The organism is uncultured Zhongshania sp. (genome assembly GCF_963975605.1).
GTDB classification, from domain to species: domain Bacteria; phylum Pseudomonadota; class Gammaproteobacteria; order Pseudomonadales; family Spongiibacteraceae; genus Spongiibacter; species Spongiibacter aquimaris.
In genome coordinates this window covers 82,128-107,393 of the sequence record NZ_CAXBHN010000002.1, presented here as the reverse complement: position 1 = coordinate 107,393, position 25,266 = coordinate 82,128, and the positions used below count along the sequence as shown (strand labels likewise).

The window sequence follows — 25,266 nt, the reverse complement described above, 5'->3', positions numbered from 1 at the left end:
TGAATGCATTGTTTGCGGGCGATAAGTAAATCACCGGATAGGCTAAATTCCTGAAAAGGGCATAATGACATCATTCCTAGTTTGAATGAGAGTCGCAATGCTGTTAGCAAGCTATCTACTCGGTTTCGACAATAAAGACAGCGTAAAGCATCTCGCGGTCGACAATATTCTGCCCGAGCAATTGGATTGTGTTGAGATGCGTCTGTTTTCTCGGGGCCGTTGTGACGACTCTGTTACGGAGGTTGTCGATCTCATCATGCTGTTTGCCGACGCGCCTGCACCCAATAATATTGTGTGCTTACCCTCACTTCCTGACAATGCGGTAAAACACCTCCTTGCTGGAAAGCCACTACAGGTGATTGATTTTGCTCACGGTCGAAAGTTATCACTGGTCTATCCACTTGATCAGCAGCGTTGTGCCTAGCATGGGGTATATGCAAAGAAGTCGCCCGCTAGAGTCGAACCACTACTCAGTACATGGGCCGCAATCTACTATTACGCTTTGCATACCAGAGAGGCGGGTGAGCTATGGCCCCAATTTCAAAGCGCAGATTCCTGAAAGCATCGGTGACCGCTTGGGCGATGATTATCGCGAGCTTGTCGGCGCGGACCTTTTAAATTACTTCATTGAACTAGGTGAAAATTTAGCGAAGTAATCTCGCTTGCAAACTCACCATCCGCGATAGAAAGCGACAAATAGTCGCTGCTTAATATGCCTTCCTTGTTTATCATGTGAACTCAGATTTTAGATGGGTGGGGTAAACAGTGTCCGATTCAACGCGTCGATCAGCATTTATTATAATGCTGGACTTGCAGAACCGTATGAATAGCAAAGTAAATGCCGATTGGATGGCTCGGGGTAATGCCTGGTATCGTGCCGCGTGGATCGAGTGCGGTGAGCTTATGGATCACTACGGCTATAAATGGTGGAAGAAACAGACTCCTGACTTGGCGCAAGTGCAGCTTGAAATAGTCGATATTTGGCATTTTGGGATGAGTGCCTTGTTTCGCGAGGGGGTAACCGTTGAGACGCTAGCAGATGAGATTATTGTCGCGCTTGACGGTCATCGTGTGAGCGAGGCCGGTGTGTTGGAATCTACCGAGGCCTTGGCCGAGTACTGCTTGCGTAGCAAAGGTTTTTCGGTGCCGCTATTTTGGGATTTGATGACCGCTGCTGAATTAAGCTTTGACGATCTTTACAAGCAGTACGTTGGCAAGAACGTCTTAAATTTTTTCCGCCAGGATCACGGCTACAAAGACGGTAGTTATATAAAAATTTGGCAAGGTCAGGAAGACAATGTCCACTTGGTTGAGATACTGGCTAATGCGAATGTCCTGTCCCCGCAATTTGCTGATGATGTTTATCAAGGTCTCTCGGCTAGGTATCCCACGGCCTAGGTGGAGGCGGTAATGTCGGACAAGCTATCTACATCGGCACTCGCTAAGCAGGGGGAAATCCCCGTTCAGCAGCTATTTTCGGTGCTTAAAGATTATGGCTGGATACGCAAAGTCGACGATGGTTGGGTGTTAACAAACAAAGGTGAGTTTGAGGGTGGTAGTTACCTAACTAGCAAGCGTTACGGTCGTTATATTGTTTGGCCGCAAAATTTGCTAGATCATCAATTATTTAAGGCGATGGAGAGCACCAAACTCCTTTCCGCCACGGCACTTGGCCGTTCAGAAGGGCTCAGTGGTCGTGAGTTGAATCGCGTTCTTGTCGAGTTAGGCTGGTTAAAGCCCAGTACCCGTGGCTGGGAGCTTACTAAAGCGGGTGGTGCGCAAGGTGGTCAGCTTTTTGAAAATCAGCAAAGTAGTCTGAGCTATGTGTTGTGGCCCGAAGATATTCGCAGTCGCGAGCCATTCACGCGATTATTGCGCGATTGTCAGATTGACGAGCAGGCGACTGATGATTTATTTGAGAAGAAAAATGGCGCCTGGGTCTCTCTAGATGGTGTCGCGTGCAAGACGCGGGAGCACTGCCAAATCGCGCAGTGGCTTTACCTTGCCGGAATTCGCTACAGTATTTATCGGCCATTACCGGTGGATGAATGTCAGCTAAGCGATTTTTATTTGCCAGAGGGTGGCGTGTGTTTGGAGTATTGGGGCGCTGGCGAACACTCTGACGCTATTTCGGCGCGCATGCGCCGAGCTGAGTTATGCAAGGAATTGAATTTATCGGTGCTGGACATTCACCCGGAAGATATGTCGGTATTAGACGATTATCTTAGTCGTCATTTGCAGCAGCTTGGTGTGGACTTCTACTAGCCCAAAATGCAGCAGATTGGTGGTGTTTAAGCTAGCGACCAAACTCAATCATTATCGCCTCTGCTAGAGCTAGGTCTTTTGCGGAAAGACCACCGGCGTCATGGGTTGTTAATGCAATGGTCACGGTTTTGTAAACGTTGCTCCACTCGGGGTGGTGGTCAATCTTTTCGGCGCGAATCGCAACGCGCGTCATAAAAGCAAATGCGCTGATAAAATCATCAAATTCAAAGACGCGATGTAATTTCTCGTCTTTTAGCGCCCATCCGTCTAAGTCTTTAAGCGCATTGCTAATTTCTAAATCGGTTAGCTTAACTGTCATGGCTTGACCCTTCTTTTTAAATACACTCCACATTCCATATGATGAGTGTACGGGAACTGGTCGAAGAGGGCGAAGGCATCGACGTCATGAGTTTTGGTTAATATTTGCAAATCGCGATGTAGCGTTTCTGGACTGCACGATATATAGACGATCTTCTCTAAGCCTGAAATTAGCAGGCGGGTATTTTCGTCGAGGCCAGCTCTTGGCGGGTCAACCAGCACGTGGCTAATATTGTAGCTGTCTAAATCGATATGCTCGAGTCTGCGAAAGCTGCGCTCTTTATTCAGTGCTGAGGTGAGTTCCTCGCTAGACATTCTTAATATGTCGATACTTGTGACGTTATTTCGCGCAAAATTTTCGTGTGCCGCTTTTACCGAGGTCTTTGAGATCTCCGTCGCCAACACCTTTCGGAATTGGGCAGACAGGGGAATGGTGAAATTGCCATTGCCGCAGTACAACTCGAGTAAGTCGGTATCAGGATTCTCGCCAACCTGCGCTTTTGCCCAACTAATCATCGTTGCATTGAGTTTGCCATTCGGCTGGGTGAATCCGCCTTCATATTGATTGTAAACATAGTGTTCGCCGTCTATCACTAGGTTCTCAACGACATAGTCGCGGCCAAGCACCAGTTTTTGCTTTTTGCTGCGACCAATAATTTGAATATCCAGTTCGCTAGCTAATTTCTCTGCTAAGACTTGCCATTCTTCATCTAGACGGCGGTGGTAAATAAGACTTACCAACATATCGCCGCTGAGGGTGCTGAGAAACTCCACTTGGAAAAGACGCTTGCTAAGCATCACTTGGCTATTAAGTTTTTCTAGCAATACTGGCATTAAATCAAAGATGCTTTTTGATGCGACAGTAAATTGCTCTACAGGAATTGGCGTTTTGGGTTCGGCGGGATCGAACATGGCGTAATACGCCGAATCTTTGTCGTGCCATAAGCGAAATTCTGCGCGCAAACGGTAGTGGGCAGGCTCAGACGGAAAGACAGTGGGTTTAGGTAAGGCCAATTCGCTAAACAGGGCCGTTATTCTCGTTGTTTTGTCGTCGAGAATTTTCGGGTAATTGTCTATGTCTACGGGGTTGATACTCATAAATTGTCCGGTGGTATGGCGCTTTTCAGCGTGAAGCGAGGCGAGTGCGGTCGCGGTTCTTCCAAATGTTATCGGCGCGATCCAGGCAACGCTGCTGATCAAGTTCGGGCGATTGTAAATGTAGAGCGATTGCGATGGTGCCAATTATCGCCAGCTTGCCATACTCGTCAACCTTATCTTCTCGCCATGCATTGACTAGATCATCGATGTTTAATGTTTCTTGTTTTTCTTGGCGGCCATCAATCAATTTTGGCCACTCGACTTCAGATAGCTCGCCACAGTGAACCATCTTCACCTTGCAGACTGCTTCTGGTTTGCGCTCAGCTTCGCCGGCCTCGCCTTTAAACACGGCTGCGTGAGCTTGGCCGAGCATGGCCGCCGCCTGTTGGTGGTTTTCGGCGTAGGCGGGGTGGAAGATGCTTTGCAGAGAGTAGGGCGCGGCTAAGGGATTTAATAACCTGGATAGTGTGTGTACCGGCGAGCGGAGGCCAAACTCATTGCGCAGGTCTATCATACGCTGCAATTGTGGGGAAAAAACCGACAAGGGCAGGTAGGCGAAGTTGCTTTGATCCAGTTTGTCACTTACCTCTTGCCAGCTTTTCGCCGGGCTTACCCCCATACTTTCAAGCACGTATTCACTATAAACTCGCTCGGCAGTATGGCCGGCCGCGCCGTGCATAAAGATCCGCGCGCCACTGTCTGCAAGCGCGAGTGCCGCAAGTAAATACCACGGTAATTGACGACGTTTGCCAGCGTAGCTTGCCCAATCAAGATCAACTGGTATTGACGGTGCAGAAACTGTGTCTCGGACTGCGCGAACGAACCCCGCTAGCTCTTGATAGCTTTCTTCTTTTACGCGAAGCAGCATAAGAAAGGCGCCAAGTTGTACGTCTTGAACTTCTCCGCTCAAAATCATTCCCATTGCTTCGCGCGCTTCGTCTTCGGTTAGTGAGCGCGAGCCGGTTTTGCCTTTGCCGAGAATACGCACGTACTGCGCGAAGGGGTGTTCTAGCGACATGATAATACTCGCATTGGATTAGAGGCAGTTGTCCGGTCGCGGCAGGCCAGCAACTTTGCTGAGAATTTTTGCTGGGCTGCCGGGAAAGTGTTGCAAGAAATAAAGGCTGTTTCCTTTGTCGACACCGAGTTCGAGCTTGGCGTATTTTATCAGCGGGCGCATGGCGGGGGATAGGCCAAATTTTTGGTAGAACTCTTGTACCAATGAAATCAATTCCCAGTGAGTGTCGGTCAATTGAATGTCGACAGTTTCTGCTAGCGCTGTCGCGACTTCCGGCGACCAATCGTCTAAATGTTTTAAAAAGCCATCTTTGTCGGTGGCGATTTCTTTTCCGTGTACGACGAGGTGGGTCATTTTACCAGCTTAAACATTGGCTATGTTCTGCGCACAAATCGACGAATTCTTCCATTGTGACAGCGTTTACATTGCTGGCAGCAATAATGCCCCTTCGTTTTAGATCATCGTCCAAAGCGTACAGGGAGATGTCGGCGTTTACGCCACTGAGTTGCCTGCACGCTAAGACGGCGGCGTCCTCGATGAATATCAATGAGTCCGTCTCAACTAAGATCGATTGGCATCGACTTAGGCTCTCTGGGCTGTTTAATATATGTAGGCGCATCAGAAGCTCTGAATCCGATCGGCTGAAGCCATTAATGCCTGAAGATCCGACGGTGAAATTGCAGTCGCATGGGCCAGTAAACTTTCTTCATTGATGCAGCGATCGTCACGATCCGTCGCTAGGTAAAATATGTTTTCTATGTCGTATAGGGGCAGGGCACTAATTACCCCGCAGTGTGGCTTTGTCTCAATGCTGCTGGCGTCCTTGCTACTAAGAAGCTGGTAAATACCATCTTGTAGAAACACCAGGCTAATCTTTTGGTCGAAGGCCGCCGTCGCTAGCGCCATATCTAGCGCCTCTCGTGCTAGGCTGTGCCCATAGGCTTGGTGAGTAAATAGATAGAGGAAGTGCATTTAATTCCCGAATCTTATGATGCGATCAGCGTTTATGCAGGCGTCTACCCATTGACCAAGACCACCTATGCTAAATCCCTCAGCCATATTGTGGCCGCCAATCTCGTAGCGTTGCGCTTCTTTTTCGTCGATGATGCCGCGCTTAAGTGCACTTGATACACATACTACTAAGTCAAGTTCGTGCTCTTGCTGCAGCTGTTGCCACTGATCCGGTAAGGCTTTTTCATCTTGTGGTGGGGTAATGTAACTGTTTGCACAGTGCACGCCGTCATTAAAAAAGAAAACGCGGTAAATTTGGTGCTGACGTGCAAGAACTGCTTTGCAAAATCGCAAGGCGGTGGCGCTTGATTGATCTGAATACGATTGGCCGGTAACCAGAATAGCAAAACAGAGGCTCATAGGAGCCTCTGTTTTAGAATTTGCATAGACTTATTGCTTTGGCGCTTAGTCATCGCCGCTAAAAACACCTAATAAGTGTAAGAGGTGAACAAACAGGTTATAAATATCTAGATATAGCGCGACAGTGGCCCGAATATAATTGGTTTCGCCGCCGTGAATAATGCGGCTGGTATCAAACAAAATAAGGCCAGACATAATAAATACAGCAGCTGCAGATATCGCCAGAGATGCCGCAGGCACTTGAAAGAACAGGTTTGCAATGCTCGCGACGACGATAACTAGCAGGCCGATCATCAAGAAGCCGCCAAGGAAGGAGAAGTCCTTACGAGTCGTCAATACATATGCCGACAAACCAAAAAATACCAAGGCCGTGCCGCCGAGCGCTTGCATAACAAGCTCACCGCCGTTTGGCAGCGCTAAATAGGCTTTCAGCATGGGCCCAAGCGCAGCGCCCAATAAACCAGTGAACACAAATATGGCGACGATACCTTTGCTAGAGTCTGCCGTTTTATTGACCACAAAGAGCATAACAAAACCCAAAAGCATAAGGACAAGACCGGTACCGTGGCCGATGTTCATTGCCATCGCTAGGCCGGCGCACATTGCGCTAGTTACCAGAGTCATGCCTAGTAATAGGTATGTATTGCGAAGTACCTTGCTTGTTTCCAGCGCAGGCATTGATCCCGCGTGTGTCTGAAAAACTGATTTATCTTGCATGTCTTACTCCGTTAATTGCCAAATAAAATTCTGATACCGAAGGCATATCATACTGGGTGTGGAGTGACTTGCAAAGAAAGATCGGAGGATACGAGAAGGGGGATAAAGTGGCGGAGGGGCAGGGATTTGAACCCTGGGTTGGGATAAACCAACGCCGGTTTTCAAGACCGGTGCAATCGACCACTCTGCCACCCCTCCGCAGCAGTTGCGAATTATACATAGCTTGTTTAGCGAAACAAGCAGTATTATAAAAAAGACTTATAAATCAGTTTGATGACGTTCTGATTGGATAAATTTTAGGCAAAAAAAGCCCAGCGTTTTAGCTGGGCTTACGTTTACTCCTTTAAAGAGTGCTGGCTTCAGTTGCGTGGATCGTTAACCGCCCGTGGTAATTTTGGACGGCTTGGATCTGGCAGAGCCATAATGGCGGCATCAAGTACCGGTGGTGTTGGCTTGGCAGTGGTAATCTGTAAGTTCTGAACCGGTTGCGGTGCGATACGCGGATCATTGGCTGCGCGTCCAACGGGTTTCACTTTTTCTACCGTAGCGGTACTCACGGGCTCAGCCGTTTTCGCAGGGGCAGGTTTGGGCGCAGGTGCTTTTGCTTCTTCGGCGACAGGTGCTTTTTCTCCGGCGGGAGCTGCTTCTGCGACTGTTTCTTCTTTTACCACGGCAATCGCTGCTGATTCCTCAGTTGCTGTGTTTTCAGCTATTGGGCTTGCAGTTGATTCTTCCGCTGCCTGCGGCTCTGAAGGCGTTTGGGGCTCGGAAGGTGCTTCCGACTCAGCAGCGGGCTGAGTTGCAGGTGCGTCCTCTTTTGCGACTTCGTTAACTTTAGCTTCAGTCGGCGCAGGCGTATCTGTGCTTACGCTTTCTACCGGCTTAGTATCTTCAGCCGTCGGTGTTGCGTTGCTTGTCCCGGTAGGTGAGCTTGCCGGAGCGTCGCTAACTTCAGCCCGTGCGTCGGTATTTGCCTGGCCACGTGAGCGGTTTGCGTTGCGGTTTGGCCTCTTGTTTTCTTGTTCGCCGGTGGCGGGCGTGTCGCTGACTACAGCTTGGCTGTCAGCGCTAGCTTGATCTGTCGCTGAATTTTCTTCTGATACTGGCGCGGGCGTACGCTTACGCTCCTGAGAGTTGCGCGGCTTGCGGTTCCCTGGGCGGCGTTTAGGGCGATTGCCATTCTCAGTTGCCGGATTTTGCTCAGGGCTAGCTGCATCGGTGCCAGTCACTGTTTCAGGCGCAGGGATGCTTTCTGCCTTGTTGCCGCGATTATCAGTGACTCGGTTGTCGTCGCGGGGTGCGCGCTCACGTTGATCTGGATTGCGGCGGTTGCGGCCACCACGGTTGTTATTTCTGTTACCCGAACGGTTGTTGCTGCGATTATTGTTGCTGCTGCGAGGCCGTGGCGCCGGTGTTGGCTCTGGTTCCGGCTCAGGCTCCGTGGTTTTAAATAATCCGCTCAGTGACTTGGCTAATTTGCTAAAGAAGCCTTCGCTACTTTCTGTTGTGCTTTTGCTTTCTACTTGCGTTTTTTCGCTACTTGCCGCTGCCACAGGTACTGGGCCTTTGGGGGCTAAGGTGCGAACAACGGCCGCTGCTATCGGCGCGCTTGAGGTAACTTCATCCAGCGCTTCTGCCTGAGCTTCCATTTCGGAAACAATTTTGTAGCTGATTTCTTTTTCGTCGCCAATATCGCTTTCGCGTAAACGCATTACTTCAAAATGCGGTGTATCTAGTGCGGGGGTTGGGATCACGACTACGCGGACACCGCTGCGCTGCTCTACATCATATATCGCTGTACGCTTTTCATTTAATAAATATGACGCAACATTGACGGGGACGATAACGCGAATTTCGGCGCTTTTCTCTTTATTGGCCTCTTCTTCAACTAGGCGAAGAATCGACAGTGCCAATGAGTTGGTATCGCGAATAGTGCCTTGGCCACTGCAACGTGGACAAACCTTTGCGCTCGTTTCACCGAGTGAAGGGCGAAGGCGTTGACGAGACATTTCGAGCAAGCCGAAGCGCGAAATACGGCCGATTTGAATGCGGGCGCGGTCTGGCTCCATGGCATCGCGTACGCGATTTTCGACTTCGCGTTGGTTTTTGGCAGCCAGCATGTCGATGAAATCGACAACAATCAATCCACCGATATCGCGTAGGCGAAGCTGGCGGGCGATTTCGTCGGCCGCTTCAAGGTTTGTTTGCAGTGCAGTTTCTTCGATATCGCCGCCCTTGGTTGCGCGGGCAGAGTTGATGTCGATTGAAACTAGGGCTTCCGTCGGGTCGATAACGATCGAACCGCCTGACGGCAGTTGCACTTCGCGTTGAAATGCAGATTCGATCTGGCTTTCAATTTGGTAGCGATTGAATAGGGGGACTTGATCTTTATACAGGCGAATCTTGTTTTTAAAGTGCGGCATGACTTGTTCGACAAAATGCATGGCCTCGTTAAAAGATTCTTCCGCATCTATCAAAACTTGGTCTATATCGTCGCGTAAATAGTCGCGAATGGCGCGAATAATAACATTGCTTTCTTGTAGGATCAGAATAGGTGCTTTGCGCTCTTCTGAGGCCTGTTTAATGGCAGACCAAAGGTGGAGGAGGTAGTCTAAATCCCACTGTAGTTCTTCTGAACTGCGGCCTACACCGGCTGTGCGGACGATAACGCCCATGGAGTCTGGGATGTTGATTGAGCTGAGTGCGTCGCGCAGTTCACTGCGCTCGTCGCCTTCAATTCGACGAGAAATGCCTCCAGCGCGCGGGTTGTTTGGCATTAGCACCATATAGCGGCCGGCGAGGCTGATAAATGTTGTTAAGGCCGCGCCTTTATTGCCGCGTTCTTCTTTTTCAACCTGGACGATGACTTGGGTGCCTTCCTTGACCAAATCTTTGATCTTGGCGCGGCCGCTGACATCGGAAGGATTGCGGTAGAAGTATTCTTTAGAGATTTCTTTAAGGGGAAGGAAGCCGTGGCGCTCGGCGCCAAAATCGACAAAAGCCGCTTCTAGGCTGGGTTCTACGCGGGTGATGGTGCCTTTGTAGACATTGGCTTTTTTCTGTACGCGAGTACGGTTTTCTATATCCAGATCAAATAAGCGTTGGCCGTCTACGAGGGCAACGCGCAACTCTTCTGGCTGAGTTGCGTTTATAAGCATTCTTTTCATGAGCTAAAAATCCCAAAAGCCGGGATTTGTCGCGCCACTCGTGCGATCGAGCATCTTTAAGCGTTCTGATGTGCGCTGCATTACCTTGTGGGTGCGGCAGTAGTTTATGCTGCTTTGCACGGGTACATCAGTTTTGGCCTGTAACCTGGCCTTTATATTCCAGTTCGCTAGGGTCTATATCTTTATGACCCCGCGCTGGGCGTCTTTCATCTATTACTGTTGGGCGCTTATCTGCTACGCCAGTATTGGTAACGTTCTTTACGTCGCTTTCTCAGAGTTCTTTCACAGCCGTGGTGTAAACAAATATCGGCAGTACTATTAATTAATGTACCGACACTGCGTTAGAATGCCGCCGGTACACTGCTATTCACTGATGGAAATAAGGCTATGCGTTTTAATCGCGGTCTTTGCCTTAGTAGATGGCCGGCGGTCTTCCCTCACGTCACAGCCATGCTGTGGCGGGAACCGGACCCGGTAGCTACCGGGCGACTATATCAGTATTCAATAACTAACTCAATGAGTTACGGGAGTGTAAGTGAGTCCAGAAACTGTCATCAATCCGACTGTGCGCTTGGTGACTGTCGAGGCTGATTATGCGGGTCAGCGTATCGATAACTTCTTAATGCGAGAATTAAAAGGCGTCCCTAAGTCACGGATTTATAACCTTTTAAGGCGCGGGGAGGTCAGGTTAAATAAGGCTAGAGTAAAGCCTGATCAAAAATTGGCTTTCGGCGATGTGGTGCGGGTTCCGCCGGTAAGGGTAGCTGTTCGCGAAGGGGTTGTGGTGCCGGGAGGCTTAGATTCAAATCTGCGATCCGCTATTTTGTACGAAGATGAGGGCTTAATCGTTATTAATAAGCCGTCGGGGCTTGCGGTTCATGGTGGCAGCGGTATTTCGCTGGGTTTAATAGAAGCGCTGCGGCAAATGTATCCTGAGCAGCGCAGCTTGGAATTGGTTCATCGTCTAGATCGCGATACCTCCGGTTGCGTGATGGTGGCAAAAAAGCGCAGCGTTTTAAAGCAGCTCCATGAATTGCTAAAAGCCCGCAAGGGGGTTGATAAGCGCTATTTGGCTTTGGTCGCGGGTAAATGGCCGATGAGAAAGCAGCAGGTGAATGCGCCACTTCAAAAGAATGTGCTGAACTCCGGTGAACGGATGGTGCGGGTTGAGTTGGAAGGTAAAAAGTCGCTGACCGAATACACCGTAATAAGTCGTATATCTGGTGCAACCTTGGTTGAGGCGCGTCCTGTCTCGGGTAGGACGCACCAGATTAGAGTTCACTGTCAGTACGCCGGTTATCCAATCCTTGGTGATGAGAAATACGGCGACGACGGGGCAAACGCGAATTTTAAGCAATTGGGCTTGAAGCGCTTATTTCTTCATGCGCACTCTTTGGCTTTTACTTTAGATGGGCGGCGAATTAACGTCCAGGCACCTTTGCCGTCCGACCTAGAAAAAATATTAGAAATAGGTGGTAGTGAGCTGTAATGCATATAATTTTTGATTGGGATGGTACGATTTTAGATTCTAGTAATAAGATCGTATTTTGCATGCAGCAAGGGGCGAGGGATTTCGGAGTTTCGGAGCGTAGTGCTGACGAGATACGAAATATAATTGGTTTGGAGCTAAGCTTGGCCATTGCCTATCTTTATCCTGAGCTAGATACGCAGGGGGTGGAGGAGATGCGCGGGCATTATGTGCGTTGCTGTATCGAGGCTGATCGTAGACCGTGCCAGCTATTCCCCGGTGTGACCGAAACGCTACATGCCCTAAAAGATGCTGGACACGATTTGTGTGTGGCGACAGGGAAAAGTCGCCGAGGCTTGGATCGAGTATTTGCTAATTTAGATATCTGTGCGCTATTCAGTGCTAGCCGCTGTGCCGATGAAACTGCGTCTAAGCCAGATCCCTTAATGCTTCGCGAGTTATGCGCTGAGCGTTCAGTGAACCCCGCTGATGCGGTAATGGTTGGTGATACTGAATATGATCTGGAGATGGCAAGCCGTATTGCCATGCCGCGTATTGGTGTTTCTTATGGTGCCCATAGCGTAGAGCGGTTATTGCGTTGGGATCCGCTGTCGGTGCTTGATGAGTTCTCCGAGTTATTGCCAGAAATTGAACGACATAGGCGATCCTTTAAATAATAGAGAGCCCTTCGTTTCTAAGAAATTCGCAGACTGTAATAAGGGGGAGGCCGATTAAGGCGTTGGGGTCGTCGCTGCGAATGTGTTTAAAGAGGCTGATCCCCAGCCCCTCCATTTTAAAGCTGCCTGCGCAATCCAAGGCTGGCTCCTTCTTTATATACCTGTCAATTTCTTCGCTGCTCAGATTTCGGAAGTGAACAAATACCTCTGCAGTGCGGTGTTGTAGGTGCTTGGTGGCGGAGTTTAATACGCAGACTCCGGTGTGAAAGATAATTTCGCGGCCCGAGCAATAAGCCAGTTGCTGCTTTGCGGTATTGGCATCCCCGGGCTTGCCTAACATGACGCCGCCGGCATCACATACTTGGTCGCCGGCGATAATAATAGCATTGCCGTGGTTTTCTGCGATTTTGTGCGCTTTTTCTATGCTTAATCGGCTTGCTAGCTCTCCAGCGCTTTCACCTGGGTGAGGCGTCTCGTCTATATCGGGGGAGATACAAAGTGGGTCTAAACCGATTTGCTGTAGTAGTTTTTGCCGATATTGGGAGCCTGACGCTAAAATTAATGATGGTTGAGCTTGGGTGCCGGTTTGCATTGGAGGCGGTGTCCTGTTTGTTGGGCGTGGGCCGAATTTTAGTCGTGAACACAAGGTGTAGTGCTTTTTAGCCCTAAGCCCCCAATAATACGGGTGTTTTTGCTTTGACAATAGACTGCGAAGTCCCTATGATTGCGCGCCTATGCAAAGACAGCCCCTGCCCAAGTTTGTTGATGCTCGTAAATTTGTTGCGTCTGGCATGGAGATTCATGCTTATCGACAAGTTGATGGCCTCGATCTTTTCGTTGCCGGTCTCGCCAATAACAGCGGCTCGGTAGACGTTGATTTGCGTTTTTTTCGAGACGAGCAGGGGTTTAAGTGCATACAAGGTAACGCGGTTGCGCAGGTTGAAGTTATTTGTCAGCGCTGTTTAAACCCGATGCCTATATGCATTGAAGCTGAATTTAATTTAGCTATCGTGTGGACGGATGAGCAGGCCAAGGCGCTGCCAAAATCATTGGATCCTTTGATTTTGGAAGAGGAAAGTCTAGTGCTCGCTGATTTGTTGCAAGAAGAGTTAATCATAAATACTCCCTTTGTCAGTTTTCATGATGAAGAGTGTCGCGAATTTATACCTGAGCCCGAACCGGTTGAGGTTGTTCAAGACGTAGAGGAAGGTGATAAGCCGTTTGCTATATTGGGGCAATTAAAGCCCCGCGATTAATCTTTAGTACGAGGAATTTTTAGGCCATGGCTGTTCAAAAAAGTAAAGTGACCCGTTCACGTCGCGGTCAGCGTCGTTCACATGATGCACTGACTGGTGCAACTCTGTCTGTTGATCAGACTAGCGGCGAAAAGCATCTTCGTCACAATGTGACTGCGGACGGATTTTTCCGCGGCCGCAAAGTTGTTGCTGGTAAAGACGACTAAATATTTGCGTGGCATCGCAGCTGCGATTAGCCGTTGATGCAATGAGCGGAGACCACGGTCTTCGCTCATCTATTTCTGCCTCGCTCAATGCGCTGAATCAAAATTCAGCCCTTCATATTTGTTTGGTCGGTGATGAAGCCGCCATTCGATCAGCTCTCCTTGCTAGCAATTACGACAGCGCGAGACTGTCAATTTGCCATAGCCCCGATGTTGTGGCCATGGACGATCTGCCCTCTAAAGCCCTTAGATACAAAAAACAATCCTCTATGTACCGCGCCCTTGAACTCCTTCGCGACGGCAATGTTGCAGGTGTTGTCAGCGCAGGTAATACCGGTGCGTTAGTGGCGATGGGGTGTATTATTTTGGATCGTTTGCCGGGTGTTCGTCGCCCGGCTATTTGTGCGCCGGTTCCCGCTAAAAATGGTTATACCCTCATGCTCGATTTGGGCGCGAATATTGAGTGTGATGCCGAACATTTATACCAGTTTGCGGTGATGGGAGCGGCGCTATCGAATGCATTAGATGGGCGCGATGCGCCGCGCTTGGCTTTATTAAATGTCGGTGCGGAGTTAATCAAAGGCACGTCTGTTGTAAAAGAAGCGGCCGAGCTGATATCTGCCGATTCCCGCCTCAATTACATTGGCTTTGCCGAAGGGAACGATATTTTTTCTGAAGATATCGACGTTATGGTGTGCGATGGATTCACCGGTAATGTTGCTCTTAAAGTTTGTGAGGGCACGGCTAATTTTATACGCGGTCAATTAAAAGAAACATTTATGAAAAGCCTGTATGGCAGACTGGCGGCGCTGGTGGTTAAGCCGGTATTAAATACCTTTCAAAAAGACATTAATCCTGAGCGTTACAATGGTGCTGCTTTATTAGGCTTAAATGGCGTGGTCATAAAAAGTCATGGCGGCTCTAGTGTGAAAAGCTTTGAGGCAGCAATTCACCAAGCTGCGCGTGCGGTTCGCGGTGATTTGACGCAGGCTATTGCTAGCCAATTACACGCAACTGAATCTTAATAACTCGACGTTAAAAAGGAAGACATAATGGATACTCAGCAGCTTGCACTGGTTTTTCCAGGTCAGGGTTCTCAGAAAGTCGGTATGCTGGCCGAACTAGGTGAGTCATTTAGTGTAATTAAAGACACGTTTGCCGAGGCGTCGGAAGCGCTTGCTTACGATATGTGGGACTTGATTCAGAACGGTGAGCAAGGCCAGCTTAATCTTACCGAAACCACCCAGCCAGTTTTGTTAACCGCGAGTGTTGCGGTGTGGCGCTTGTGGTGCGAGCAGGGTGGATTGCGGCCTTCGTTATTGGCGGGGCACAGCTTAGGTGAGTTTTCGGCGCTGGTGTGTGCCGGTGCCTTAAATTTTGCTGATGCGGTTCGCTTGGTGCGCGCGCGTGGTCAATATATGCAAACGGCGGTACCGGTAGGTGAGGGTGCGATGGCTGCGGTATTGGGCTTGGAAGATGCGCAGATTGTCGAGATTTGCGCTCAGGCGTCTAGCACTGGGGTGGTTGAGGCGGTGAATTTTAACTCGCCAGGGCAGGTGGTCATTGCTGGGCAGGTAGCCGCCGTTGATCAGGCGATAGAACTACTGAAGGCTGCAGGCGCCAAACGTGCCATGCCGCTACCTGTAAGCGCACCGTTCCATACGTCTTTGATGCGTCCTGCGGGCGATAAATTGGCCTTGGCACTGGCCGATATAACCGTGCAACAACCTAACATTCCTGTTGTGCACAATGTGCATGGCAAAACCGAATCTGATCCAGCGGTGATTAAGGCTCTGCTAGTGGAGCAAATTTACAGTGCAGTTAAATGGGTTGATTGTGTGGAGACCATGCTTGCTGCGGGAATTACCCACACAATCGAGTGCGGGCCAGGCAAAGTGCTTAGTGGCTTGAATAAGCGCATTAACAAAACGCTGAATTGCAGCAATATTGATTCTCCGGAAAGCCTGAGCGTCGCATTGGAATCTATCGCCTAATTTGTTGTTTGGGAAAATAAAATTGTTAAGGAGTTTGGCATGACTGCAAAAATTGCATTAGTAACCGGCGCTAGCCGTGGAATAGGGCAGGCCATTGCGATTGCCGTCGGAAAATTGGGGTATACGGTGGTTGGTACTGCCACCTCGCAAAATGGCGCCGACGCTATTAGCGCGCATTTTAAAGCGTCTGGCGTTGAAGGCGTGGGTATGATGTTGAATGTTGCCGACTCTGAGTCAGTGGACACCGTGGTTAAGGCTATTGGCGAACAGTACGGTGCACCATCGGTATTGATTAATAATGCCGGTATAACCAAAGACAACATCATGCTGCGCATGAAAGATGACGAATGGTATGACGTTATCGACACCAATTTGAATTCTCTGTATCGCTTAAGCAAGGCCTGCTTGCGCGGTATGACCAAAGCGCGCTGGGGCCGTATTGTAAATATAAGCTCAGTAGTCGGTGCCATGGGTAATGCGGGGCAGGCTAACTATGCCGCTGCAAAGGCGGGTATGGACGGGTTTACCCGTGCCTTGGCGCGTGAAATTGGCTCGCGCGGTATTACTGTAAATGGCGTGGCGCCTGGTTTTATCGATACCGATATGACTAAAAAATTGGGCGATGATCAGCGTGACGCGCTAAAAAATCAGATTCCGCTGCAGCGTCTTGGTAGCCCAGAAGAAATCGCAGGTGTTGTTGCGTTTTTGGTTAGCGATGCCGCAGCGTACGTAACGGGCGAAACTATACATGTGAATGGCGGCATGTATATGGCGTAAACATATGTTCAGGAAGGATTTTTCCTATCTGAATGTGAATTTTTCATATTTTGCTATGCACAAGCGACGTTAGTCGCGGTAGAATGAGCGCCCAAGTGCAGGCAGTATGAAACACGATTTCGGCGGCTGCGCTTTTACTTAAGGTTTTGTACCTTGGCAAAGTAAAGAGCAGGCCCAAAATTTTAATTTTAATTAGGAGTCACCAACGACCATGAGTAGCATTGAAGAGCGCGTCAAAAAGATTGTTGCAGAGCAACTAGGTGTTAAGGAAGAAGATGTGTCAGAGTCTGCATCATTCGTAGAAGACCTGGGCGCAGATTCTCTGGATACGGTTGAGCTGGTAATGGCTCTGGAAGAGGAATTCGAAACAGAGATTCCTGATGAAGAAGCTGAGAAAATCACAACTGTTCGTTTAGCTATTGATTACATCAAAGAAAACCTTCAGTAAGCAGTATGTAGCGGCCTAGCCGTTTAAAAAGCCGTTTCTATGTAATGTAGGGCGGCTTTTTTTATGCCTGTACGTACACATCTGTAGAGTAAAAATTACGTATAATGCGCGTAAAAATAAGCTCGGGAGTGGTTCATGACTAAAAGAAGAGTAGTCGTCACCGGTATGGGTATGATTAGCCCGCTCGGAAACTCGGTGGCAGAGACCTGGCAAAATGTATTGGCGGGGAAAAGCGGTATCGCATTGATCGATCGCTTTGACGTGTCTGAATTTACCACCCGTATTGGTGGTGCTATTAAAAATTTCGATGTTGCCGACTATATGGCCGCGAAAGAAGCGAAGCGCTTTGACCCATTTATTCACTACGGCGTTGCCGCTGCAGAGCAGGCGCTGTCTGATTCTGGTCTTGAAGTAACCGAATCCAATGCTCAGCGTATTGGCACTGCTATCGGTTCGGGTATTGGTGGGATAGGCTTAATAGAAAGTAGCCGAACAATTATAGATAAAAGCGGTCCGCGAAAATTATCCCCCTTCACCGTACCGGGTGCCATTATTAATATGGTAGCTGGGGTATTAGCGATTAAACACAATTTACAGGGCCCCAGTATTGCCATAGCTACCGCCTGCACAACGGGTACGCACAATATCGGCATGGCGGCCAGAATGATCGCTTATGGAGATGCTGACGCCATGTTGGTTGGTGGTGCAGAAATGGCGACTACGCCCGTTGGCCTTGGCGGTTTTGCAGCGGCGCGTGCGATGTCGACCCGCAACGATGATCCGCAAGCTGCCAGCCGGCCTTGGGATAAGCAGCGAGACGGCTTTGTCTTGGGTGATGGTGCCGGCATGCTGGTTTTGGAAGAGTATGAGTTTGCAAAACGTCGCGGTGCCGAGATTCACGCAGAGTTGCTAGGATTTGGTATGAGTTGCGATGCGTTTCATATGACATCACCACCAGAAGATGGGCGTGGTGCTCAAGCTGCTATGCAAAATGCACTCAATGATGCCGGTCTAAATGCCGAAAAAATTGATTATATTAATGCCCACGGTACGTCAACGGTCGCTGGTGATGTTGCCGAAAGTAAGGCGATTGAGCAATTACTTGGGGCGGCAGCCGCTAAAGTGGCTGTGAGCTCTACTAAGTCTATGGTTGGTCATTTGTTAGGTGCGGCGGGTGCGGTAGAAGCGATATTTTCGATATTGGCGCTTCGCGACCAAGTGGCGCCGCCGACGATAAATTTAGACGAACCCGACGACGCGTGTACGCTAAATTACGTTCCCAATACTGCGCAACAGCGCAATCTTGCCTACGTATTGTCAAATTCCTTTGGTTTCGGCGGCACCAATGGCAGCCTGCTATTTGGTCAATTGCAAAATTGATGACGAAGGGCGCAGATTTAACGCTGATAAATGGCCAGTTTTGCGAAGATGTCTCCGTCAGTAATCGAGGCTTAGCCTATGGGGATGGCCTTTTTGAGACCATTCTTGTGCGCGATTTTCGTCCGCTTTGGCTGGACGACCATCTTGCGCGACTAGTCAGTGGGGCAAAACAACTAAATATCCCCTGTGATATCGCGGAATTAAAGCGAGATTGCGCTCGCTTATTGGCCGATTTTTCCAAGCCGGTGGCGGCGCTTAAAATCGTAATTACTCGCGGCGCGAGTATGCGGGGTTACACTCCTCACGCGGCACGTTCAGAGCGCATCGTTAGCATTGCTGCTTATACCCAAAATCGACTGTTTTGGGATGACGGAATTGCCGTGGCAGTTTGCCAAACCCAGCTCTCATCCCAGCCCAAGCTGGCCGGTATCAAGCACTTAAATCGCTTGGAACAAGTCTTGGCGGCTGAAGAGATACATCGCCGCGGTTTCCATGAAGGGTTGATGACAGAGAGGGGCTTGGTTGTAGAGGGCAGCCGCAGCAACTTATTTGTGGTTGTTGACGGTATTTTGCTTACACCGTCCTTGAGTCGTTGTGGCGTAGACGGCATTATGCGTCAGCGTGTTTTAAAGCATGCCAATGCCTTGGGGCTTGAGACCCGCATAAAAGAGTTAGGTGTTTCAGTTTTGTGCGGTGCAGAGGAAGCCTTTGTTTGCAATAGCCTTTTCGGAATATGGCCAATTAGCAAAGTTGAATGCGCGCATATGCAAATTGGCCCAATAAGCCGCCTACTACAGCGGGAGTTTGATACCTATTTCTATCTATAAACTTTTTAAGGCCGCACTGGCGGTTCTATTTCCACTTATACTGACGGTGTTAGCGGCAACCTGGTATCTCAATACCTATTTAAATCGTGAGCTACGCCTCACAGAGCCAACCGCGGTGTTTGTTCTGGCGCCGGGCACCGGCTTTTCAGCGATGGTAAATCAGCTTCAAGGATTGGGCTGGCTTAAGCAGCCGCGGGTATTAAAGCTATACGGCCGACTCAACCCTGCCGCAGCGGAAATAAAAGCGGGCGAATATCGCTTTGAGAAGGGAGTGACGTTAGCAGAAACTTTGGCGATGATGCGCGCTGGAGATGTTGTTCGGCATCAATTAACGCTTCTCGAGGGATGGACGGTGGCGCAGGTACTCTTGTATTTAGAGAGCCAAGAGTTACTGGTGAAACAAGTACTAACAAATGATTCAAGTTTATGGAAGACGCTTGGTGTAGATGAGCCACTTGCAACACTGCCGGAAGGCCTGTTTTTTCCGGATACCTACGATTATCACCTCAATGATCAGCCAAGCAATATACTGCTACGTGCATATAAGCGCCTCCAGTTTGTACTGAATGAAGAGTGGGAGGCGCGCGAGGCTGGACTACCCTATGAAAATGCTTATGAAGCCTTGGTCATGGCGTCCATTATTGAAAAAGAAACCGGTGTACCTGAGGAGCGGGGGCAAATAGCTGGTGTATTTGTACGCAGATTGCGCATGGGGATGCGCTTGCAAACGGATCCGACCGTAATTTACGGCTTGGGTGATGTCTATAAAGGGAATCTGCGCGGCTCGCATTTACGTGACGAAAATAATATTTACAACACCTACAAGCAGCAAGGTTTGCCGCCAACTCCGATAGCCTTAGCCGGCAGGGAGGCAATTCATGCTGCGTTACATCCCGCCGATGGCGATGCCATCTTCTTCGTTGCCAAAGGTGATGGTACGCACGCTTTTTCAGCCACACTCCAAGAGCATGAAGCGGCCGTTAAGCGTTATCAACTGAGTCAACGCAAAACCAACTACCGTTCTGCGCCACCGATCTCGGAGAAATAAATGACTGAGCAAGTGAGAGGCCGTTTTATTACTGTTGAGGGCACTGAGGGGGTAGGTAAATCAACGAATATCGCGTTTATTCAAGGGTTACTTAGTTCAGCTGGCATTGAGCACATTGTAACAAGAGAGCCCGGCGGCACTGCCTTGGCAGAAGAAATTCGCAATGTGTTGGTTGTGCCCAGAGAGGAGCCAATGTGCGAACTTACCGAGTTGTTATTGGTTTTTGCCGCTCGTGCTCAGCATCTACAGTCACTTATTGAGCCGAATTTGGCCAAGGGCATCTGGGTGCTTTGTGATCGCTTTACTGATGCGACATTCGCTTATCAGGGCGGTGGTCGTGGATTGTCGACCGCGGTTATCGGCCAGTTACAGGACTTGGTGCAGGGCGGCTTAAGACCAGATTGTACGCTGTTGCTCGATGCCCCTGTCGATGTGGGTATGGCCAGAGCGGGCGCTCGCGGCGCACTTGACCGTTTTGAGCAGGAGAAACAGGTCTTCTTTGAAAAGGTACGCGGGGCATACTTGGAGCGTGTTGCGCAGGAGCCGGATCGGTTTGTAGTAGTGGACGCCAGCACTGATTTGCAAGTTGTTCAGGACAGTATCGCCAAGGCGTTGAGCTTGCAAATTGATAGTCACAAAGCTGCCTCTGACAAGGTAAATCTGGACGGCCGACATGGCTGAACCACTGCTTGCCTATTCTTGGCAAATGAATCAATGGCATGACTTGCAGCGCTTGATTGAGTCTGGCCGCCTGCCTCATGCGCTCCTTTTGGCGGGGCCGGATTCGATAGGCAAGCTTCGTTTTGCTAAAGCCCTTGCCGGGTTTCTATTGTGTGAATCGCCTAGTCAAGTAGGCGCTTGCGGCCAATGCCGTAGCTGCCATTTTCAAATTGACGCTAGCAACCCTGACTATCGTGAAATTTGTCCAGACGAGGGCAAACGCCAAATTGGTATCGATCAGGTTCGGGACTTGCAGAGTTTTTCTGCGCAACACGCTCATCGTGATAAAGGCAGAAAAATCGTGGTTATTCATCCTGCGGAAGCGATGAATGTGTATACGGCAAATGCCCTGCTAAAAACCTTGGAAGAGCCTAATTCAGGTACAATTTTGATTTTGATTAGTCACACTAGCAGTCAACTCTTGCCAACGATAAGATCGCGCTGCGTGCAATTACGGTTTGGTATTCCAGATTCTTCACTCGCGGAGTCCTGGTTACGTGACTATGTTGGCGATGCTGAGCTGAGTAAAAAATTGCTTCTAGAGGCGGGGGGGCGTCCCTTGGCGGCGAGGCAAACATTTGATGAAGATGGTTTGGCGGTGCGTGAAAGTTTTGATGCGGCGATGTCGGCACTGCTGGATGGCGGAAAAACGGCCTTGCAAGTTGCGCTAGAGTTAAAGGATAAGGATATATTGCAGGTTCTCGATTGGTGGTGCTCGCGATTGATGGAGTTGTCGCGTCACCAACTTGCGGGAGTGCCATTGCTTGCTAAAAGCTGGGCTAATTATAAAAACTTGCCCGCAAATCTCGTAATGCAGACTTTGCAGCGGGGCTTGGAGTTGCGTTCAGGTTTTAGCCGCGGTGTAGCGCTGAATAAGCAGCTTGTTCTAGAAACTCTGTTTCTTGAATGGGTGGCATTGTGCAAGCGTAGTGCGGCATCATAGCTGTATTGCTATAGTAGTTTGTGTTTTTGACATAGTGTCTAGGTTATTGGGGTTGAGTGTATGAGTGGTGCGCAGGGTGCACGTAACGGTATTTTGTCCCTTACCATCAGAGACAAGGCGGTGTTATACGCGGCCTATATGCCATTTATTCGCGATGGCGGCTTATTCGTGCCAACCACTAAACCTTATAAGGTTGGGGACGAGGTATTTATGCTTTTGACCCTGATGGATGAGCCCGAGAAACTTCCCATTGCCGGAAAAGTAGTCTGGATCACCCCGCGTGGTGCCCAAAGTAATCGTGCGGCTGGAATTGGCGTACAGTTTATTGGCGGTGACGGCGTCGCCAATAAAAAAATAGAGTCCTACCTAGCGGGTATTATGGAGTCGGATAAACCCACCCATACCATGTAAGTGCAAAACTGGCCGGCATCGGCCTGTCGTTAAACAAAAACTGTAAACGGAAATCCCATGCTCGTAGACAGCCATTGTCATCTCGACCGCATAGACTTAAAACCCTATGGCGGCGACTTAGATTTAGCGGTGCAAGCCGCAACAGAGCGCGGCGTTTCAAAGATGTTGTGTATAGGAATTGATTTAGGCAATGCGCCAACAGTTGTGGCGATTGCGGAGCGATTTCCGCAGATCTATGCCTCGGTCGGCGTGCATCCGCTCGATATCAGCGACGAAATTTGTTCAATACAAACCCTTGCGGAATTGGCGAATCACCCGAAGGTCGTCGCTATTGGCGAAACAGGGTTAGATTATTACTACAGTAGCGAGCGAAAAGTCGATCAGCAGCGGAGTTTTGCCCAACATCTTCAAGTATCTGCTTCCTGCGGTAAGCCCACCATCGTTCATACCCGCGATGCTCGCGAAGATACTTTGGCGATAATTGCTGAACATGGTTCTCCTGACGTTGGAGGGGTTCTGCACTGTTTTACTGAATCTTGGGAGATGGCAGAAGCCGCGATAAAAATGGGTTACTACATTTCCTTCTCGGGCATCATCACCTTTAAGAATGCCGAGGAACTCCGCGAGGTAGTGCGACGTGTTCCCATAGAGCGGCTGCTGGTGGAAACTGATTCCCCATATTTGGCGCCGGTGCCGTATCGGGGTAAGAAAAATGAACCCAAGTACGTGGTAGAGGTTGCCGAGTGTGTGGCGGATCTCAAGGGTCTTTCTTATCAGGACGTATTGCAGTACACCACTCAAAATTTTGAGCGGCTTTTCCCTTTAGCAAAGTAAATTAACGAAATTGCGGCAGGCTTATTCCGCCGAGGAGAAGTGCATTGAGCACAGAAAATTTATTGACTACCCCCTTGAATAGTTTGCACCGAGAGCTCTCGGCAAAAATGGTGCCCTTTGCTGGTTATGATATGCCGGTACAGTATCCAATGGGCGTACTTAAAGAACACTTACATGTGCGGAGCGCCGCGGGTTTATTCGATGTCTCCCATATGGGTCAAATTCGTGTGCGCGGGCCCAATTTGGCGCTCGAACTAGAGAAATTGATGCCGCAGGATGTACTTGGGCTTCCTTTAAATCGACAGCGCTATGGTCTTCTCACAAATGACAGCGGCGGTATTCTCGACGATTTAATGTTCGCAAATTGTGGTGACTACGTTCTACTCATTGTAAACGCGGCCTGTAAAAACCAAGATTTTGCGTGGTTGAGAGAACATCTGCCCGCAAGTATTGAAATGGATATGCTCGCAGATTATGGATTATTAGCCTTGCAGGGGCCGAGCGCACGCGACGTCCTTTCGCGTTTGGCGCCAGCTACTGCAAATATGATTTTTATGGATACCGCTGATTGCACAATCGAAGGCATACCCTGTTGGCTTAGTTGCTCGGGCTATACCGGCGAAGACGGCTTCGAGATTTCCGTTGCGCCTGAACATGCAGATTCACTAGCGCGCATTTTATTGGCGCAGCCTGAGGTTGAGTTTATTGGCCTCGGCGCTCGCGACTCGCTGCGTCTTGAGGCGGGCCTATGTTTATATGGCCACGATATGGATGACACCATCACCCCCATTACCGCTAATTTGCTGTGGTCTATTTCTAAGATTAGGCGGCCCAATGGCGAGCGCAGCGGCGGATATCCTGGGGCGGAAGTGATTGCCGATCAGCTCGCCAATGGCGTATCTGAAAAACGGGTGCTACTTGATGTTGAGGGCAGGGCACCGGTTCGTGAAGGGGCGGAAATCGTTAATGGTGACGGCCAGGTGTTGGGCCGGGTGAGCAGCGGTGGTTTTGGACCAAGTATTGGACGGCCCGTGGTGATGGCTTATGTGGCAACGGCAGCCTTAGATTCAGGGCAGGAATTATTTGCCAGTGTCAGAGGCAAACAGTTGCCTGTTATTGTTCGGCAGTCATCGTTTGTTGAGCAGCGCTATCATCGCGGATAATTTACTGGGCAAAATCGAAAGAGGTCACGTGCGCAAATCGTTTACGACGTCGATCATCGAAGGTTTTTACGGCCGTCAGTGGAGCTGGGAGCAGCGCTACGCATTGCCAGAGCTGCTCGCAAAGTGGCAATACAGCAGCTATATCTATGCGCCGAAAGGCGATACTAGTTTACGGCATAAATGGTCGCATGCCTTTTCTAGTGAGCAGTTCGCCAATTTTGAAAAGCTGTGTAGGGCATGTCATGCCGCGGATATCGCGTGGGGCTTAGGCTTGTCGCCGGTCGGCTTGCAGGCGAAATACGGTGTTAGTGAAAGGAAGAAATTAAAAAATAAAATTAATGAAATACAAATGGTTAAGCCTGATATCTTATGGGTTTTATTCGATGATTTGCCTGCTGGAAATAAACGGCTGGCAGAGAATCAGGTTGCGGTAGTCAGCGATATACAGCAGCAGCTACCCGATGCTCAACTTGCCATGTGCCCGAGCTATTACAGTTTTGATCCCATACTCGAAGAGCTGTTTGGGGCATGTCCAGCAAATTACTTTCAAGATTTAAATGCCGGTCTCGGGCTAGATATTGATATATTGTGGACGGGGAATCGCGTCATTAGCGACACCTATTCCGGCGACGATTGTCAGCGGGCTGCAATACTGCTGGGTAGAAAACCACTCATTTGGGATAACTATCCCGTTAATGATGGCCGTAAAACTAGTCGGTTTTTGCATCTGGCCCCCTTTAGTGGGCGATCACCGGACATGGTTGACTGGTGCCGCGGCCATGCGATAAACCCAATGAATCAATTTCATTTGTCCACGTTGGTCTTGCCAACGCTGGCAGACGTCTATACTTCAAAATCCAACTACGACCCTGCGCTTGCTTTCGAGCGAGCAATTGCTGTTTTGCCGGACGAATTGGCAAGGTTAATTGCCCGAGATGCTAGACTTTTCCAGCAGCAAGGCTTAGATGGTATAGGGCCTGCGGAGAAAATTAGCCTAGTGGATGAGTATCGCAATATAACGCATCCAGTAGCGATAGAGGTTTGCGATTGGCTAACTGAGGGTTATCAATTTGACCCTGCGTGTTTAACTGATTAATTGATTGCGGCGCTTGCCAAGATTTTAGTAATACGGTAGTTTTAGCACCCAATGTTTACATGGTAAA

The 25,266-nt window shown here is 49.4% G+C and carries 30 protein-coding genes and 1 tRNA gene; 21 read left to right on the top strand and 10 right to left on the bottom strand.

Annotated features, from left to right (window positions below; genetic code table 11):
* Positions 1 to 97 precede the first annotated feature (97 nt).
* The 4 genes from AAC007_RS02770 (at position 98) to AAC007_RS02755 (ending at position 2,265) form a co-directional block, all read left to right on the top strand.
* A complete protein-coding gene (locus tag AAC007_RS02770; protein ID WP_219041501.1) occupies positions 98 to 424 on the top strand; it encodes a hypothetical protein in 327 nt (108 codons plus the stop codon).
* 10 nt (positions 425 to 434) lie between these two features.
* Positions 435 to 656, top strand: coding sequence for a hypothetical protein (locus tag AAC007_RS02765; protein ID WP_219041500.1), 222 nt, complete (start codon positions 435 to 437; stop codon positions 654 to 656).
* Positions 657 to 801: 145 nt separating this feature from the next.
* Complete coding sequence (locus AAC007_RS02760; protein ID WP_339674823.1) at positions 802 to 1,398, top strand: dUTP diphosphatase; 597 nt, start codon at positions 802 to 804, stop codon at positions 1,396 to 1,398.
* A 12-nt stretch (positions 1,399 to 1,410) separates the two neighbouring features.
* Positions 1,411 to 2,265 carry a hypothetical protein gene (locus tag AAC007_RS02755; RefSeq protein ID WP_339674539.1) on the top strand — a complete coding sequence of 285 codons (855 nt, stop codon included), beginning with the start codon at positions 1,411 to 1,413 and terminating at the stop codon, positions 2,263 to 2,265.
* 31 nt (positions 2,266 to 2,296) lie between these two features.
* Here AAC007_RS02755 and AAC007_RS02750 read toward each other — a convergent pair whose 3' ends face one another.
* The 9 genes from AAC007_RS02750 to rne all read right to left on the bottom strand — a co-directional run bounded on the left by AAC007_RS02750 (position 2,297) and on the right by rne (position 9,954).
* On the bottom strand, positions 2,297 to 2,584 hold the full coding sequence (locus AAC007_RS02750; protein WP_295877591.1) for a 4a-hydroxytetrahydrobiopterin dehydratase: 288 nt from the start codon (positions 2,582 to 2,584) through the stop codon (positions 2,297 to 2,299).
* The gene (gene trmA, locus AAC007_RS02745; protein ID WP_339674538.1) at positions 2,581 to 3,681 is read right to left on the bottom strand and encodes a tRNA (uridine(54)-C5)-methyltransferase TrmA; all 1,101 of its coding nucleotides are present in this window, start codon (positions 3,679 to 3,681) and stop codon (positions 2,581 to 2,583) included. The genes AAC007_RS02750 and trmA overlap by 4 nt, the downstream gene beginning before the upstream one ends.
* Before the next feature lie 25 nt (positions 3,682 to 3,706).
* The gene (locus AAC007_RS02740; RefSeq protein ID WP_296434974.1) at positions 3,707 to 4,699 is read right to left on the bottom strand and encodes a glycosyl transferase family protein; all 993 of its coding nucleotides are present in this window, start codon (positions 4,697 to 4,699) and stop codon (positions 3,707 to 3,709) included.
* 18 nt (positions 4,700 to 4,717) lie between these two features.
* On the bottom strand, positions 4,718 to 5,053 hold the full coding sequence (locus tag AAC007_RS02735) for a TusE/DsrC/DsvC family sulfur relay protein (RefSeq protein ID WP_339674536.1): 336 nt from the start codon (positions 5,051 to 5,053) through the stop codon (positions 4,718 to 4,720).
* Positions 5,054 to 5,317: 264 nt separating this feature from the next.
* Complete coding sequence (gene tusC / locus AAC007_RS02730) at positions 5,318 to 5,671, bottom strand: sulfurtransferase complex subunit TusC (protein WP_295877596.1); 354 nt, start codon at positions 5,669 to 5,671, stop codon at positions 5,318 to 5,320.
* Positions 5,672 to 6,070 carry a sulfurtransferase complex subunit TusD gene (tusD, locus tag AAC007_RS02725; RefSeq protein WP_339674534.1) on the bottom strand — a complete coding sequence of 133 codons (399 nt, stop codon included), beginning with the start codon at positions 6,068 to 6,070 and terminating at the stop codon, positions 5,672 to 5,674.
* 45 nt (positions 6,071 to 6,115) lie between these two features.
* Complete coding sequence (locus AAC007_RS02720) at positions 6,116 to 6,787, bottom strand: Bax inhibitor-1/YccA family protein (protein WP_295877598.1); 672 nt, start codon at positions 6,785 to 6,787, stop codon at positions 6,116 to 6,118.
* A gap of 108 nt (positions 6,788 to 6,895) precedes the next feature.
* Positions 6,896 to 6,985: transfer RNA gene (locus AAC007_RS02715), tRNA-Ser, on the bottom strand.
* Positions 6,986 to 7,146: 161 nt separating this feature from the next.
* Positions 7,147 to 9,954, bottom strand: a complete 2,808-nt coding sequence (gene rne / locus AAC007_RS02710) for a ribonuclease E (RefSeq protein ID WP_339674533.1) — start codon at positions 9,952 to 9,954, stop codon at positions 7,147 to 7,149.
* A 535-nt stretch (positions 9,955 to 10,489) separates the two neighbouring features.
* Here rne and rluC point away from each other — a divergent pair.
* Positions 10,490 to 11,443 carry a 23S rRNA pseudouridine(955/2504/2580) synthase RluC gene (rluC, locus tag AAC007_RS02705; RefSeq protein WP_339674532.1) on the top strand — a complete coding sequence of 318 codons (954 nt, stop codon included), beginning with the start codon at positions 10,490 to 10,492 and terminating at the stop codon, positions 11,441 to 11,443.
* Positions 11,443 to 12,099: an HAD-IA family hydrolase gene (locus AAC007_RS02700; protein WP_339674530.1), complete on the top strand. Its 657-nt coding sequence runs from the start codon at positions 11,443 to 11,445 to the stop codon at positions 12,097 to 12,099. The genes rluC and AAC007_RS02700 overlap by 1 nt, the downstream gene beginning before the upstream one ends.
* Here AAC007_RS02700 and AAC007_RS02695 read toward each other — a convergent pair.
* Positions 12,092 to 12,691: a Maf family protein gene (locus AAC007_RS02695; RefSeq protein ID WP_339674529.1), complete on the bottom strand. Its 600-nt coding sequence runs from the start codon at positions 12,689 to 12,691 to the stop codon at positions 12,092 to 12,094. The genes AAC007_RS02700 and AAC007_RS02695 overlap by 8 nt on opposite strands.
* Positions 12,692 to 12,833: 142 nt before the next feature.
* On the opposite strand from AAC007_RS02695, the gene AAC007_RS02690 reads away from it, so the two are divergent.
* The 15 genes from AAC007_RS02690 to AAC007_RS02620 all read left to right on the top strand — a co-directional run bounded on the left by AAC007_RS02690 (position 12,834) and on the right by AAC007_RS02620 (position 25,199).
* Positions 12,834 to 13,355, top strand: a complete 522-nt coding sequence (locus AAC007_RS02690; RefSeq protein ID WP_103684677.1) for a YceD family protein — start codon at positions 12,834 to 12,836, stop codon at positions 13,353 to 13,355.
* Between the two features lie 26 nt (positions 13,356 to 13,381).
* Positions 13,382 to 13,561, top strand: a complete 180-nt coding sequence (gene rpmF, locus AAC007_RS02685; protein WP_103684678.1) for a 50S ribosomal protein L32 — start codon at positions 13,382 to 13,384, stop codon at positions 13,559 to 13,561.
* A gap of 8 nt (positions 13,562 to 13,569) precedes the next feature.
* Positions 13,570 to 14,583: a phosphate acyltransferase PlsX gene (plsX, locus tag AAC007_RS02680; RefSeq protein ID WP_339674528.1), complete on the top strand. Its 1,014-nt coding sequence runs from the start codon at positions 13,570 to 13,572 to the stop codon at positions 14,581 to 14,583.
* 27 nt (positions 14,584 to 14,610) lie between these two features.
* The gene (gene fabD / locus AAC007_RS02675) at positions 14,611 to 15,552 is read left to right on the top strand and encodes an ACP S-malonyltransferase (protein ID WP_339674527.1); all 942 of its coding nucleotides are present in this window, start codon (positions 14,611 to 14,613) and stop codon (positions 15,550 to 15,552) included.
* 39 nt (positions 15,553 to 15,591) lie between these two features.
* A complete protein-coding gene (gene fabG, locus AAC007_RS02670) occupies positions 15,592 to 16,329 on the top strand; it encodes a 3-oxoacyl-ACP reductase FabG (protein WP_339674526.1) in 738 nt (245 codons plus the stop codon).
* Positions 16,330 to 16,540: 211 nt separating this feature from the next.
* Positions 16,541 to 16,777 (top strand): acyl carrier protein, encoded by a 237-nt coding sequence (acpP, locus tag AAC007_RS02665; RefSeq protein ID WP_103684682.1) that lies wholly within the window; start codon positions 16,541 to 16,543, stop codon positions 16,775 to 16,777.
* A gap of 135 nt (positions 16,778 to 16,912) precedes the next feature.
* The gene (gene fabF, locus AAC007_RS02660; RefSeq protein ID WP_295877607.1) at positions 16,913 to 18,157 is read left to right on the top strand and encodes a beta-ketoacyl-ACP synthase II; all 1,245 of its coding nucleotides are present in this window, start codon (positions 16,913 to 16,915) and stop codon (positions 18,155 to 18,157) included.
* Positions 18,157 to 18,984 (top strand): aminodeoxychorismate lyase, encoded by an 828-nt coding sequence (pabC, locus tag AAC007_RS02655; RefSeq protein ID WP_339674525.1) that lies wholly within the window; start codon positions 18,157 to 18,159, stop codon positions 18,982 to 18,984. Before fabF ends, pabC begins: the two co-directional genes overlap by 1 nt.
* Entirely contained in the window at positions 18,962 to 20,032 is a 1,071-nt protein-coding gene (gene mltG / locus AAC007_RS02650; RefSeq protein WP_339674524.1) for an endolytic transglycosylase MltG, read from the top strand. The genes pabC and mltG overlap by 23 nt, the downstream gene beginning before the upstream one ends.
* The gene (tmk, locus tag AAC007_RS02645) at positions 20,033 to 20,713 is read left to right on the top strand and encodes a dTMP kinase (protein WP_339674522.1); all 681 of its coding nucleotides are present in this window, start codon (positions 20,033 to 20,035) and stop codon (positions 20,711 to 20,713) included. It abuts the gene before it with no gap.
* A complete protein-coding gene (locus AAC007_RS02640) occupies positions 20,706 to 21,695 on the top strand; it encodes a DNA polymerase III subunit delta' (protein ID WP_339674520.1) in 990 nt (329 codons plus the stop codon). The genes tmk and AAC007_RS02640 overlap by 8 nt, the downstream gene beginning before the upstream one ends.
* Positions 21,696 to 21,755: 60 nt before the next feature.
* Positions 21,756 to 22,106, top strand: coding sequence for a PilZ domain-containing protein (locus tag AAC007_RS02635; protein ID WP_219041480.1), 351 nt, complete (start codon positions 21,756 to 21,758; stop codon positions 22,104 to 22,106).
* 57 nt (positions 22,107 to 22,163) lie between these two features.
* Positions 22,164 to 22,940 carry a TatD family hydrolase gene (locus AAC007_RS02630; RefSeq protein ID WP_295877612.1) on the top strand — a complete coding sequence of 259 codons (777 nt, stop codon included), beginning with the start codon at positions 22,164 to 22,166 and terminating at the stop codon, positions 22,938 to 22,940.
* 44 nt (positions 22,941 to 22,984) lie between these two features.
* Entirely contained in the window at positions 22,985 to 24,103 is a 1,119-nt protein-coding gene (gene gcvT, locus AAC007_RS02625; protein WP_339674518.1) for a glycine cleavage system aminomethyltransferase GcvT, read from the top strand.
* Positions 24,030 to 25,199 (top strand): beta-N-acetylglucosaminidase domain-containing protein, encoded by a 1,170-nt coding sequence (locus AAC007_RS02620; protein WP_339674517.1) that lies wholly within the window; start codon positions 24,030 to 24,032, stop codon positions 25,197 to 25,199. Before gcvT ends, AAC007_RS02620 begins: the two co-directional genes overlap by 74 nt.
* Positions 25,200 to 25,266: the final 67 nt, after the last annotated feature.